This window comes from Bacillus cereus group sp. BfR-BA-01379, from assembly GCF_022663605.1.
Taxonomy (GTDB): Bacteria; Bacillota; Bacilli; order Bacillales; family Bacillaceae_G; genus Bacillus_A; species Bacillus_A mobilis.
Window position 1 is genome coordinate 1 of sequence record NZ_JAKUFT010000018.1, and the last position, 14266, is coordinate 14266.

Below are 14266 nucleotides of genomic sequence, written 5' to 3' on the forward strand. Positions count from 1 at the left end.
TATCCCAAATATAGTGTCAGAAGGAATTGGATGTAATGTATTATCAGAATATATGTAAGAAATACCCGTTTCGTTATATACCATTTCTTCTTCTAAATTTAAATCTTTTACAAGTGGCATAACATGTTCATTACGAGCAACGATAGAATCTGCTCCTGATTCCATAATAAAATCTTTTTCTTCTACACTATGGATTTTACCGCCCAAATACTTTTCTTTTTCTACAAGGATTAAATTTAAATCAACATTATAATCCTTTTTTAATTTTTCTAAATAAAACATAGTAGAAAGTCCCGTTATACCTCCACCGATAACAACAACTGTTTTCATATGTGCTGCGCTCCTAACCGATACAATTAATAATTCCTTTATTATTATACCCAAAAGTCCTTATATTCGACTAGCAGCTTGTGCATTCTGTAAGAAATTAGACAATATATTTGAATAGATTTCCGGTTGATCATTATGCACTAAATGACCAGCAAACGGAATTACAGCAATATGTATATTTTCGTTTAATTGTTTGAACGTTGTAGCAGCTGCAACTTCATCTTCTGAATCTCCCCCAGCTATACACAGTGTAGGTACTTGAAGATTAGCTACTTCACCAGTTTCATCAAATGGATACCAATCTTTAACTTGCCACGACTCCAGCAATGCTTTCCAATCACTTTTTTCATGAATTTGATTCATATAAGTTACAACTTCTTCATTTCCCATCAATTGCTGATGACACTTCGCTTCATACTCCTGAGACTCCTCCCAATTTTCTCTCTTAACCGGAAAGATACCTGAAAAACTTAATGTTCTTACTCTATCTGGATAGTTTTTTGCAAATAATAAAGCGACTAATCCTCCTAAGGAAACACCAGCTATATGACATCTATCAATTTGTAAATGCACTAACGTATCATGTACATCCTTTACAGAACGTAAGAAATAATCCTCCAATGTCCCCCCTGACTTTCCATGCCCTCTTAAATCAGGACGAATGACTTGATAATTTTTTTCTTGAAAAAATGCTACCTGCTCTTCGAATTCTACTAAACCTGTCATACCTCCAGAATGTAAAAGCACAATTGGTTCTCCTTCACCTGAAATGTGCGTATGTAATTTCATTCATGTCTCCCCCTTTCAAATTGAATATTCTATTAATTAACAGTATATAGAATTTATATCTTAATTTCCAAATAAAAAAGAACTAAAACATTTTCAAATCATGTCATAGTTCTTTTTATTTTAAAAACATAAAGTAATTAATTAATTTGTCTATTTCTTGACTTAATGCCAATACTTTTTCATGTTGAATACCGTAATCCGATACTAAATATAAAAGCTCTTCTTTCTTTATTTCAATGACTTTTTCCAATTTCACTAATTCCATGTCGTTTTACTTCTCTCTCCAATACTAAAATGTATGTATTTTAGTATAGCCTATTTACATAATTAGTAAAAGTAAAATACGCATGTAAAATCTTACAAATATAAAAATAATATACTATCAACAAAGAAATTTAATATTTAGCCCTTTTTCCAATTCATCAGAATTCATTACGTATGAATAATAAATCGGAATTTCTCTAATGTTATATCTTTATATTTTGGAGCTCTCTTAATATGATCAAAGTAACTATATGAGAATTTAAAGATATGTCCGAAATCCCAATCAAATGCACCATAGTCTTTTAGCCAAAATTGATTTTCTGTTGGTAATATATGAGCACGTTTAGATTCGACTAAAGGTAAACAATCTATTGGTGAGTGTAAAATTATTTCACTATTTGACGTTAAGTTTTGACTAGCACGTAACACGTATACTAGTTTTAACAGCGGACGTATCCCTCGTTGGAATATATCTCTATGACCTAAGTCGTACATAATATTAATTGCATGAGAAAAAGTAAGTAAATGACCTATTAAATCATGGTGTGCTTCCGCTCTATAAATAATATTAAATTGCGAAAGCTCTTTTAAAATAAACGTAGATAATTGCTCCGGATTTCTTAATTCACTTTCTATCTCTTCTTTTATACTTAATCGTTTTACTTCCTTTGTCGTAAAACCAATCCACGATCTACCAGGAATTGTTTTACGAAACGAAAATATAAGGTTAGTAATCCCTTCAATCTCTTGATTATCGCCCCATTTTTGTAACTCTTTCATAGCTAATAAACTTAATGCAGCATAAATGACATTATGCCCCACCCAATGAAGTTCATCAATTGTATGTTCCAATGATTCTATAATTATTTTTTCAGCACTTTGAAAATCAATTTCTTCTTTATCTTCAATCATTTCACCTAAGTTTTGCTTGTTCAACATCCTTTTTGTTTGGGAATACATATTACGAGTTATTCCTTCTTCCATATTGTTATCTTTTATGAAAAAATAACTAGCAATTGCAGCTGCTCCGAAATGCGCATGCCAAATATCATTTGTTTGTCTTTTGCATTGAGAAATAATTGAAAGGCCATTTTTTAAGACAGTTTTATTTTCCATCTTTTTATCCCCCATCACTTTATACTCATCCTAAAGATGGCGTCAATACAAATAAAATGTGATTCGTTTCATCACTTTTATTCAAAAAGCGATGTTTCACATTTGGCGGAATACGTACAACATCGCCTTCTTCTAAAAAATATTCTTTTCCTTCTAACTCCACATACACTTCTCCTTTCATGACAACAGCAATCTCTTCCTTTTCTTCATGTGAATAATGACTTTCCGTTGTTTTTGCTTGTTTATTTAAATCCATCATTAACATTTCAATACGAGCTTTCATAAAATCCGGTGTTAATACATCATATACAATGTGATCATTGTTTTCCCGATATACTTTTTTTCGATCTTTTTTCTTAGAAATAAGTGAATCTGTATCGATTTCATTAATAAAAAGTGTAAATAATGGTACATTTAATGCTTTCGCAATTAATTCCAATACACTTAAAGAAGGATTCGCATGTCCTCTTTCAATTTGACTAATTAGTGACGTGCTAATCCCTGCATAATCCGCAAATTCACGAATTGTCATATTATTTTTCTTACGATAACTTAATACAGTTTGTCCGAGTCTATCATGGATCATAGTAAAAACTTCCTTTCGTCCATCATATTGCATCTTTCGCTGTCTTTGTGCTGACATAGTAAACAAAGGCAAATAATCCTTTCCTATCGTCTCAGTGACTTATATACTTACCTTTGTACATTATATCGCATTAAGTTTATTATAATAAACATTGTATCGGAGGAACAAACTGTGAAATCACCTATTCTTTCATATTTCATCTTATTTTTCGGCGTATTCGCCCTATCAACTTCAGCAATTTTCGTAAAATTAGCAGACGCTCCTGCGGCTATCGTTGCTTTTTATCGATTATTCTTTGCTGCACTGATTCTATTACCGTTATTACTATTTAATAAAAATAATCGAAGTGAGCTAAAAACAGTAACAAGAAGACAATGGGGATTCGGATTCATATCCGGTCTATTTTTAGCTGCACATTATGTACTATGGTTTGAATCATTACAATATACTTCTGTAGCAAGCTCTACAGTTATCGTAACGTTGCAACCTTTATTTTCAATGATTGGTGGTTATTTTTTATTTAAGGAGAGATTTACGAAAGGAGCAGTTATTGGTTGCCTCATCGCCATTTCAGGAAGTATCGTCATTGGATGGCAAGACTTACAAATTAGCGGAGAAGCTTTGTACGGGGACATTTTAGCGTTTATTGCAGCTGGAATTATTACCGCATACTTTTTCATTAGCCAACATGTTCGTAAAGATTTATCACTTATACCGTATTCGGTAATTAGTTATGGAAGTAGCGCCTGTTTTCTTGGTATATTTGCTTACATGCAAAACGAAGCTTTCATCCATTATTCTACACAAACTTGGGTGTGCTTTATTGGCTTAGCTTTCATTGCAACGATTTTAGGTCAAACAATATTCAATTGGTTATTAAAATGGATGAGCGCTACTGTAATCTCTATGAGTATTTTAGGAGAAACGATTGGGACTTGTATACTAGCGTACTTTATATTAAATGAGACCATTTCTATACAACAAGCACTAGGTATTTCAATTATTTTCATTGGTCTAGCATTATTTTTATTACAACCAATCTCTAATAAAAAAGCATGACATTGTACTGTCATGCTTTTCACTATTCGTTATGTACGATTAAACCATCAGGTCTAAAACGACTCATCATTATTTCATTAATAAACTTTCCGTGAGCCTTCAAATTCCCTATCTTTACTCCCTCTTCTACAAATCCGAATTTTTCATATAGTGACTTCGCTTTCGGATTCGTTTCTAAAACACCAAGCTCTACTCGCTCTAACATTAACCAATTATCAGCTAAATCAAGCATTTTTGTAAGAAGTGCTTTCCCAATACCCTTATTATGATATTCACTATCTACCCCTATAAATAAATCACCCGAATGAGATCTACGGCCTGGACTTTGAGTTAACCCAACAAATCCAACAACTTCCCCATCATACTCTGCAACAAATTCAAATTGATTTGGCGCTAAATTTCGAATTCTATTTTCCATTGCATCTACACGCATACTAGGCAAGAAAACCATATAAGGTAAAACATCATCTTGTATACATATACGATGAATAGCTCTAGCATCTTGAATTTCTACCGCTCTTACTTTGATCCCCATATCTTCTCTCCTCCATATCCATAACAATACATATTTTTCATTCTAGAACCCTGGGTGAAATCCCTTCTCTTCTGTATTTCTTTGTGTTATTTTTACATAATTATTTCAGTATAGCATACGATTTACGAACACCTTACCTACACCGAAATCACAGGTTAACTTTTTACTTTATTATATAACTCAAGTAGATTTTCAATTGGAATACCATCTATTTTCATACCGGATATATCACAATTTTCTATTTCAATATCTTTCAGATTACTATTACTAAACATACTACCTTCTAAATCACATCTATTAAACGAAATAGGATGTTTATCTTCTCCTAGACTTGTATCTGTAAATTTAACTCCACCTAAAGTCACAAAATTAAATTTACTACCTGAAAAATTTAAATCTGCATATGAAGAACTTCTAAAATTTATATTTCTAAATTTTGATTGACTTACATTACAATTACTCATATCCATATGCATCATATTACTCCCAACAAATGAACTGTTTTTTGCATTCACTTGATAATACTCTGTATTTGCTAGATTACAGTTTTCGTATTGGCTATTTTTCATATCTTTATTCTTTATTAGGTTCCCTTCAACCGACTCTACAGTTATTCTTTTTACATAACAATACTCATCTTCAGATTTAAAAATTATTTCATAGCCCATTTTTTTATAAAAATGATGATTATTAATTTGTCTACTAGATGTTTCGAGATCCCAAATTTTTATGTTCGGATATTCCGCTTCTATTAATTTAATAACATGTGAACCAATTCCTTTTCCTTGATAAACAGGATCTACAAAAATACGATCAATTCGGCCATATGACTTACCTGAGATCGTAACTATAATTCCCCCGATTATTTTTCCACCCATTATCACTTTGTAACAATCCAATTCTTCAATCGAATATTTCATCATTTCAATTGAAGAATAACCTGGTGGTTGGATGTTATAGTCAATTACATCACCTTGACCGCATAGCCATCGTTTTGCTTCTTCATCAAATGTTCTTACCATTATTTCTGTTAACTTTACAGCATCTAAAATTGTCGCTTTTTCTATACAAATTATCGCCATTTTATTTTCCCCTTCATTACTAAAAACCAATAACTTTTGTGAACGAAATAGTTATCCATTTACTTTTATTTTTAAATTTTTGCCCATTATTACATATGGAACATCATTTTTACTTGGATGAAATGGCTCTAATACATCCACCCAACCTAATCTTTCATATAACGAACGTGCCTTTTGATTGTTTATTTGTGTTGTTAAAATGCCCGTTCTATTTGAAATCCCTTCTAATAATTCATTATGTAATCTTGTTCCAAGTCCTTCATTTCGATATTTCGGGTCCACTGCTAACTCTACAAATTCAAAACAGTCTTGCAGCCAATGATTTACTTGCTCCAGATGTAACGCTTCTCTCATTAATTGATTATAGTACTGTCCTTCTAGTGAGCGATAACCATAAGTAAAACCAACGACTTCTTTTTCCTCATTAATTGCTACTATACCTTTAAAATTTGGATATTCTATATGTCTTTTAATTCGCTCAATCATTTCATTGAAATTAGTTTTCTCAAATGCTTTACAATATAACTGTCCCATATTATTGATTAAAACTTCATCCTTTTCAATAAGTAAAAATTTCATTCTACTTCCCCCTTCTATTAAAACCGATAAATTATGCAACATATATAGTTATTTAAAAATAGAGAAATTTTACAATAATAATCTCTTTTCTATTAAACCACTAATATACCTATATTTTCCACCTGAAAATAGTATAAATGTAAAAAAGAAGAGCACCTGTAAATATACAGATGCTCTTCTTTTTTATTTTCTACTTTATCTATTAAATAACAAAACCTATTCTCATTAAAGAATAAAAATTACTTAAGCCACTCGTTACAACTATTACTTAACTTCTGTAAATCCTCTATAAATCGACTCGCATGATATCCATCACAAACCGAATGATGAACTTGCAATGAAACTGGTAGCATAACCTTATTCTCTTCATTAAAATATTTCCCACAAGTTATAATTGGTAATAGAAAATCACCATCATTATTAATATTTAGATTAAATCCAGTAAAACTAGCCCAAGGTATGCTAGAAATCGGAAAAACATTTGGCGGCATATTCTCTTTCGTGAAGAGACCATGCACATTAGTATAGCATCTCATATCTTCTTCGTAATTTTTATAGAAAATGTGGAAATCACTAGAATAATCCGTCCATATACTTGAAAAAGACTTATCATCTTTATGGAAGATTGTATAACTTGGTATCATTTCCTCCCAATAACCTAAAACTCCTTCATCGTTCAAACATGTTCGAAATTCTTTATGATTATTTATTACTCTAGAAATTAAATAAATAAAAACGGGATAAAATTTTATTCCCTTTTGATGTAATTCCTTTAATAACCTCGTAATATCAACATTCACAGTCACACTAAACGTACATTTCAACTTTAAATAATGTTCAAAATACTGCTCTCTATTCCAATTTTCTCTGTCAATTATATGAAACCTCATTTTAATAGCCTCCTAAAATTTCATTTTATTTTAGAAGGCTAACTTTCTTGTTCTCACCACAATTTTTCACTCCTTTCAATTTAAATTTATCCTCAAGTTTTTATTTAATTATATAACATCTGCAAAAATCCGTTCACATATTTCTAGAAATAGATCCACATACTATAAATAAATCAAATGAAATTCGGAGGATGCCTACATGAATAACAAAAATGTAAATAAAAAAGAAACTGTTACCGAAAACGCTACACCTATTCAAAATGATAATACTGCAAATCTTAATATCGAAGAACAAGCAATGAACGGCTTATATGGAATGCCAGAAACTACTATTGAAGATGCTGATCACACTGAAACTGAAGATTTAAATTCAAAAAATTAATGGACTACATAGAAGAAAGCCAAGGAACATATCCTTGGCTTTCTTAACTATGCATCCACCTTTTGTACTTCTTCACTCTTTCTTGAAAGCTTTCCTGGCCAAAAAGCAAAGCGTCCTAGAACAACTGTAATTGCTGGTACAAGTAACGGTCTAACAATAAACGTATCTAGTAGTACACCAATTGCAGTTACAATACCAAATTGAACAAGAACTTGAATTGGAAGTGTACCTAAAACCGCAAAAGTTCCTGCTAAAATTAAACCTGCTGATGTAATTACACTACCTGTTTGTATAACCCCATTTTTTACTGCATCCAAATGATTTTGTGTCTTTCTGTTTTTCCATATTTCTGAAACCATAAAGATATTATAATCTTCACCTAAAGCAACTAAAAATACAAATGCGTATAACGGTATTGCACCTTGAATGGCCGGCGCTCCCATACCATAATGAAGTAATAACCACCCTGCTCCTAATGCCGAGAAGAACGATAATACAACAGTTACAATTAAATAAATCATCGCAACAATTGATCGCAAGTAAACAAGTAACAATAACGCTATAATACTAATCATTACTGGAATGATAACTGATTCATCACGTTCCGTAATTTGCTTTGTATCATATAATGACGCCGTTTCTCCGCCAATCCATAGTTGATCTTCTGCATTACTAATCCCAGCATCTTTTAATACTTTTTCTACACTGTTTTTCAATTTAGGGATTTGATCTAACGCTTCAATTGAGTATGGATTTTCAGCTAAAGAAACCTCATACATTTGTATTTTCTTATTTTCTTTGCCCTCTTTTGGATCTTTCACAGTTTTTACGAAAGAAAACTTCTCTAGTTCTTCTTTAATAGAAAGCTCTTTTCCCTTCGAATCAACAACAACTTTTACTGGCGCTAGTTCACCAGCTGAGAAATGATCACTAATTAACGTAAACCCTTCGCGTGAAGGCATATCTTTTGGAAACGATTCTAATAAGTCATATGTGTATTGAATACGTGGTACAAATGATGCCAAGCCACCTAATACAAATACAGTAAGCATAATTATTGTCCACGGTCTTCGTACTACCACATCTCCAAGTTTTTTACTAAAGGCACCTTTTGATTTTTTAACTTTTATGACTTTCTTTTTCTTTCTTGCAAATTCTTCATTCATTGAAGCTGTTCTCGGTATAAATGGGAAGAATGCAGCTCTACCAAAAATTAATAATAACGCTGGTAAAATTGTTAAAGCAGCAATGCCCATTATGAATACAGCAACACTAAATGGTACTGCAAATCGATGAAAGGCACCATAATGAGCAAGTAATAATGTTCCTAATCCAAGTACAACAGTTAACGCACTCATTATAATTGCTCCGCCAGAAGCTTTCATTGCAAGTTGCAGCGCCTTATATTTACTTTCTTCTTCTAGCAAGTATTCTCGATATCTCGAAATTAAAAATAGACAATAATCCGTCCCAGCACCAAACAATAATACTGTCATAATTGATATTGCCTGAGCATCTACTTTAATCCAACCGTGATCAGCTAAAAAACCAAGAGTCGGACTAATAATACCGTATGCAAAGCCAACAACAAGTAAAGGTAAAATTGCTAAAATTGGTGAACGGTACAGTAAAATTAATAGGACTAATACGAGTAATACAGTAGCAATTAATAATTTCACATCTGCTTGACTAAATAAACTAACTGCATCCGTTTGAATACCTACAGGTCCAGATAATCGAACATGTAAACCAGAATCACTTATTTTTCGTTTAAATGGATCTTCATCGACCTTACTATTCACTATGTTTCTTAAATCATCAAGATTTCCTTTTAATATATCTGTTCCAGCCGACTTATTAAAGAATACTGGTGTAACAAATGATGTACCATCTTTTGATGCACTTTTTGATAATACTTGTTCCGGAATTGTATCAAATGGCGGTAATGTTGATTGCTCCTTTAAAGGACTAGCTTTTAACTCTTTATAAACGTCTTGTATGAGTTTATAATCCTGTGACTGTAATCCACCATCTCTATACCATACTACTAACAAAGGATTCCCTGCATTATTCGGAAACTCTTTTTTCATAAGTGCTTCCGCTTGCTGCGACATAGCTGTTTCAGGTAAATTTTTCGGATTCGGTTCTTTCGTACTGTTTACTTGTGGCAATGTAAATGAAAGTACTAATGTAATAAGAATCCATACCGATAAAGTTATCCATTGTGTATTCTTCCCTGCTACAAGCCTCCCTAACATATGTAACGGGTGCTTTTTCATAAAAACCCACCTTCCTTTTCTCCTCCAATATTAATTATATATACTGGTCGGTTAATTAATCAAGAATGAATAAAAATTTATGTTATAATTATCTCAATAATACATGTCAGGAGCGAATGGATTTGGAACAAAAACAACGTCCTCTTGGAAGGCCTCGTCAAAATAAAAATACAAAATCTAAAAAAGAAATGATTTTAGAAGTTGCAACTCGGTTATTTCTTACTCAAAATTATCAAATTGTTTCTATGGATGAAGTTGCGAAAGTTTGTGGTGTTACGAAAGCAACCGTCTACTATTACTATTCAACAAAAGCAGATTTATTTACCGCTACTATGATTCAAATGATGGTACGTATACGCGAAAATATGTCTCAAATCCTTTCTACAAATAAGACTTTAAAAGAAAGATTATTGGACTTCGCTAAAGTCTACTTACACGCAACGATGGATATTGATATGAAGAATTTTATGAAAGATGCAAAACTATCATTATCTGAAGAACAATTGAAACAATTAAAAAATGCTGAAGACAACATGTATGAAGTATTAGAAAAAGCACTTGATGATGCAATGCAAATTGGAGAAATCCCAAGAGGAAACGCTACTTTTGCGGCTCATGCATTCGTATCTTTATTATCAATTGGGAATTTTAAAGATGAAAATCACAATCCTATTATTGCTAATATAGATGAATTAGCACAAGAAATCGTTTCTTTTTATTGGAACGGATTAGGCCATTCATATTAAACTGATTTACTTTAATAAAAGAGCATGTTTGAATTTTTTCAAACATGCTCTTTTATTAAAAAATATATAAATAAACCAAAAAGAAGAAGCCACACTATCTTATTATATGTTTTGTCATTCCAACAGAAAATGCGTCAAATCCTATAGATTCATAATAAGATTGCAATTTTTCCACACACATAAGTTGGGGAATAACCTTGTTTTGTTCACAGTGCCGGACTAATCGCTTTACTATTTCTTTTCCGATACCTATGGACTGATACTCTGGTAATACACAAACACCACAAATAACACCCGTAATTACACCATCTGATATAATACGCCCCATCCCTACTAATTTCTTATCATCAAAAGCATACATTGCATACCAACTTTGTTTACACATTTGTTCTAACTCGTTAACCGTTAATTGAAGCGAATTCCATCCTAAAGATTCATATAACGCTAATAATCCATTGAAATCTGTCGGGTGTTCCATTGTGTAATTTATACTATTATTCATGTGAATACTCCTTATTTTCTCGTTTGTACTGTATAAAATTAGCCTTAATATGAAATTAACTTAAACAAACTTCCATAAGAACAATATAATTCCTTCTTATCATAAAATAAAAAGAAGTTAACTTCACCTCAGTTAACTTCTTTTATATAAATCTATCATTATATTATTAACCAAAAATCATACAACTACAGACGATCAGGACAAACAAAACTAATAAACTGTTTGAGAAATAACCCATAGAATACTACCCCTTTATTTCATTATGTAAAAGATTTTAACATAAAATTATTTACAACATAATAACTGAAAAAGACATTGCATGCATTACTTATTTGTATTTAGTAATATTTCCTTTCCAGTCATACTCTCCTCTCCTAAAAACATCTCTCATACTCTTCTATTTCAATTCATATAATTTCCTTAAAAAAATATAGTAAACATTAATTTACTATAATAGATTAAATCATTTGATTTACCATTAAAATAGTAATAAAATAATTACTAAATGCATAAAGGAAGCGAAAATGATGACCCAAAACGAATTATTAAACGAATACATGAATTTGTTATTAAATATGTCAGGTACTTTCAAATTATTATCGGAAAAATCATCTGAATTTACACATATAGAGCAACACGTAGTGGAATATATCGCACAACAAAAGGTGCATGTAAATTTAAAAATGATTGCTAGTTATTTAAACATCCCTAAACAACAATTAAGCGTAACAGTTCGTAATTTAGAACTAAACGGATATATTATAAAAAAACAAGATACGGTAGACAAAAGAGCTGTACTCATTTCTCTGACAGAAAAAGCTGAAAAGGTACATTATGAGAGATGGAAACAAATATATAATAATTTCACTCATAATCTTGAGAAACTAAGCGAAGAAGATCAACGTGATTTAACTTACGGATTGTATAAAACAAATAAAATGCTCTCAAAAATGCTAAATAACGATTAAAAATACAAATAATTTTTCATTACACGGAGGATGTTTCATGGTTAAAGAAATAGATATACATTCAGTACAAGGTACGATGCTTATTCCTCTTTGGGGACGGGCGTATGGCAGTGAGAGCAATAAAGATATTTTAGATGATCCAGAGGCTATTCGTATTATTAAAGAATGTGATTTTGACTTCTCAACAATAGCAAATACATTTGGTGAATACGGATGTATCACATACATTACTCGCGCACGAAAAATTGATGATACGATAAAAAAATTCATTATAAAACATCCAAATGCTACTATTGTAAATATCGGTTCTGGACTAGACACTACTTTTTCTAGAATTGATAATGGTACGATACATTGGTATAATCTTGATTTGCCCGATGCTATTTCATTTCGAAAAACATTAATTGAAGATACACCAAGAAACATGAGCGTCGCTAAATCATTTTTTGATACTTCTTGGTTTGACGATATAAAATATAATCCAAACGACGGTATTCTTTTTATATCAGCTGGCGTGTTTTATTACTTTAAAGAAGAGGATTTGAAGAAAATCATAGTCGCTATGTCAAAACGTTTCCTTGGAGGCGAATTATACTTTGACGCTGAATCAAAATTCGCACTGAATCTTTCAAATGCTACAGTCAAAAAATCAGGTAATAATGGCGCCCTAATGTATTTTTATATAAATAATCCAAAGACACTAGAAAAATGGTCTTCAAACATAAAAGTATTAAGCTGCTCTCCTTTCTTTAAAAATATACCTACAAATAAAGATTGGGATGGTAGTACGCGCATTATGATGCGAATTGTAAACTTAATAAAGATGTTGAAGTTTGTTCATGTGCGGTTCAATAGAAAATAAGTAAAGGAGACCTTAAGTTTTCAAGGTCTTCTTCACTTATTTTTCAACCGCTTTAGTTACTGACTTATAATTGTATTGTATAGATGTAAACTCTTCACAAAAATATATTCACTACTTCTTACCCTCCTTTATAAGAATAGCTTTTTTACTCGAAAATAGATTTTTAAAAATCCCTATCCCCATAATTAATAGACCTATCCCAACTAATTTATTAATTTGTAATGGAATGCTCTCTATTCCAAATAATCCGAATGTATCAATACATAATGCAACAACTAATTGAGTAATAAGACTAATGAGCACCGTATACGCTGGACCTAAACTCTTTATTGCACCCATTATACAAATAATTAACCCAATGCCAAACAATCCACTTACATAAAACAAATAATTTGTAGTATACACTTTAATGCTAATACTGTTTTCTGTAATGATATAAAATAGAATAGAACTTATGAGACCTATTCCAAGAACACATGAAGTTGTTAACCACTGTCCTACACTTTCATTTACCTTTGCATTAAAAACAGATTGCAAGCTAATGAATACACCTGCTACTATAGCTAAACTAAATCCAATCATACTCCCTCTCCCCTTTTCATTGCTCATATATATTATTTTTAGCAATTTCCTTCATTCTCAAAAAATCTTTAATTACAATAACTCCATTGTTCTTTTCAATTAATTTCTCTTTATAAAATTTTTGTAACACCCGAATTACGTGCCTATAACTTACTCCTATAAAATCCGCAATACTTGATACAGAAGTCGCATCCAAATCTTCTTTATACATATTTCCGTTACTATCAGTGGAAATAGAAAGTAAATAACTAGCTACACGTACTTCTACCGGATAAAGTAAATTAAGAGCTGTAAAACGTGTCGATATTTTTAATGTGTTCGCAATGTTTGCAAGTAAGAAGTTCATAAATATAGGATCATGTAATAACTTGTTTCTAATAATCGTATGAGAAATGGAGATTGCTATAACCTCTGAACACGTTTCAACAGCATTATGCGCTTTGCTATTTTGTATGAATTCAATATCACCAACAACCGCCAATGGATTGATAAAACGAAGGATCAGTTTCTTTCCCTCTGGTGTAATCGTATAAACTTTTACTTTACCTTTAACAACAAAAAATAAATGATCCATTTCGTCATCTATATTGCAAAGAAGCTCGCCTTTTTCAAAATAATTCACTTGAAAATAAGCTGTATCTATTTCTGAAAAAATTTCAAGCATTTTATTAATTTCTAAATAATGTGTAATTAAATCTGATTTATTCTCCACTTT

At 31.3% G+C, this 14266-nt stretch carries 18 protein-coding genes; 5 read left to right on the top strand and 13 right to left on the bottom strand.

The features are described from left to right. From MR113_RS09300 to MR113_RS09320, 5 genes are all read right to left on the bottom strand, one after another. A partial coding sequence (locus MR113_RS09300) for an NAD(P)-binding protein (protein WP_242253735.1) occupies positions 1–330 on the bottom strand: 330 nt, incomplete at its 3' end. Between the two features lie 60 nt (positions 331–390). Continuing rightward, positions 391–1119 carry an alpha/beta fold hydrolase gene (locus MR113_RS09305; protein ID WP_242253736.1) on the bottom strand — a complete coding sequence of 243 codons (729 nt, stop codon included), beginning with the start codon at positions 1117–1119 and terminating at the stop codon, positions 391–393. A gap of 115 nt (positions 1120–1234) precedes the next feature. After that, on the bottom strand, positions 1235–1384 hold the full coding sequence (locus MR113_RS09310) for an aspartyl-phosphate phosphatase Spo0E family protein (RefSeq protein WP_000424361.1): 150 nt from the start codon (positions 1382–1384) through the stop codon (positions 1235–1237). Between the two features lie 167 nt (positions 1385–1551). After that, complete coding sequence (locus tag MR113_RS09315; RefSeq protein ID WP_242253739.1) at positions 1552–2499, bottom strand: hypothetical protein; 948 nt, start codon at positions 2497–2499, stop codon at positions 1552–1554. Between the two features lie 25 nt (positions 2500–2524). Further along, positions 2525–3085 (bottom strand): helix-turn-helix domain-containing protein, encoded by a 561-nt coding sequence (locus tag MR113_RS09320; protein WP_242253741.1) that lies wholly within the window; start codon positions 3083–3085, stop codon positions 2525–2527. A gap of 171 nt (positions 3086–3256) precedes the next feature. Here MR113_RS09320 and MR113_RS09325 point away from each other — a divergent pair, with 171 nt between their 5' ends. Further along, entirely contained in the window at positions 3257–4144 is an 888-nt protein-coding gene (locus MR113_RS09325) for a DMT family transporter (protein ID WP_242253746.1), read from the top strand. A 22-nt stretch (positions 4145–4166) separates the two neighbouring features. On the opposite strand, the gene MR113_RS09330 is transcribed toward MR113_RS09325, so the two are convergent. The 4 genes from MR113_RS09330 to catA form a co-directional block, all read right to left on the bottom strand. Beyond that, positions 4167–4679, bottom strand: coding sequence for a GNAT family N-acetyltransferase (locus tag MR113_RS09330; protein ID WP_242253750.1), 513 nt, complete (start codon positions 4677–4679; stop codon positions 4167–4169). A gap of 155 nt (positions 4680–4834) precedes the next feature. Next, the gene (locus MR113_RS09335) at positions 4835–5761 is read right to left on the bottom strand and encodes a GNAT family N-acetyltransferase (protein ID WP_242253753.1); all 927 of its coding nucleotides are present in this window, start codon (positions 5759–5761) and stop codon (positions 4835–4837) included. A gap of 51 nt (positions 5762–5812) precedes the next feature. After that, positions 5813–6340, bottom strand: coding sequence for a GNAT family N-acetyltransferase (locus MR113_RS09340; RefSeq protein ID WP_063261089.1), 528 nt, complete (start codon positions 6338–6340; stop codon positions 5813–5815). Positions 6341–6579: 239 nt separating this feature from the next. Next, a complete protein-coding gene (gene catA, locus MR113_RS09345) occupies positions 6580–7230 on the bottom strand; it encodes a type A chloramphenicol O-acetyltransferase (protein ID WP_242253755.1) in 651 nt (216 codons plus the stop codon). A gap of 199 nt (positions 7231–7429) precedes the next feature. Between catA and MR113_RS09350 the strand changes: the two genes are divergently transcribed. Further along, the gene (locus tag MR113_RS09350) at positions 7430–7612 is read left to right on the top strand and encodes a DUF4021 domain-containing protein (protein WP_063261091.1); all 183 of its coding nucleotides are present in this window, start codon (positions 7430–7432) and stop codon (positions 7610–7612) included. 47 nt (positions 7613–7659) lie between these two features. On the opposite strand, the gene MR113_RS09355 is transcribed toward MR113_RS09350, so the two are convergent. Next, a complete protein-coding gene (locus tag MR113_RS09355) occupies positions 7660–9891 on the bottom strand; it encodes an MMPL family transporter (RefSeq protein WP_242253759.1) in 2232 nt (743 codons plus the stop codon). 122 nt (positions 9892–10013) lie between these two features. Between MR113_RS09355 and MR113_RS09360 the strand changes: the two genes are divergently transcribed. Further along, positions 10014–10637, top strand: coding sequence for a TetR/AcrR family transcriptional regulator (locus MR113_RS09360; protein ID WP_242253764.1), 624 nt, complete (start codon positions 10014–10016; stop codon positions 10635–10637). A gap of 94 nt (positions 10638–10731) precedes the next feature. Here the strand turns inward: MR113_RS09360 and MR113_RS09365 are convergent, their stop codons facing one another. Further along, on the bottom strand, positions 10732–11139 hold the full coding sequence (locus tag MR113_RS09365) for a GNAT family N-acetyltransferase (RefSeq protein ID WP_242253767.1): 408 nt from the start codon (positions 11137–11139) through the stop codon (positions 10732–10734). Between the two features lie 527 nt (positions 11140–11666). Between MR113_RS09365 and MR113_RS09370 the strand changes: the two genes are divergently transcribed. Together MR113_RS09370 and MR113_RS09375 are read left to right on the top strand one after the other, a co-directional pair. Next, positions 11667–12107: a MarR family winged helix-turn-helix transcriptional regulator gene (locus MR113_RS09370; protein WP_097864302.1), complete on the top strand. Its 441-nt coding sequence runs from the start codon at positions 11667–11669 to the stop codon at positions 12105–12107. Between the two features lie 37 nt (positions 12108–12144). Beyond that, positions 12145–12969 (top strand): class I SAM-dependent methyltransferase, encoded by an 825-nt coding sequence (locus tag MR113_RS09375; protein ID WP_242253768.1) that lies wholly within the window; start codon positions 12145–12147, stop codon positions 12967–12969. A gap of 111 nt (positions 12970–13080) precedes the next feature. Here MR113_RS09375 and MR113_RS09380 read toward each other — a convergent pair whose 3' ends face one another. Further along, entirely contained in the window at positions 13081–13551 is a 471-nt protein-coding gene (locus MR113_RS09380) for a DMT family transporter (RefSeq protein WP_061679072.1), read from the bottom strand. A 16-nt stretch (positions 13552–13567) separates the two neighbouring features. Next, positions 13568–14263: a Crp/Fnr family transcriptional regulator gene (locus tag MR113_RS09385; protein WP_061679073.1), complete on the bottom strand. Its 696-nt coding sequence runs from the start codon at positions 14261–14263 to the stop codon at positions 13568–13570. Between the last annotated feature and the right edge of the window lie 3 nt (positions 14264–14266).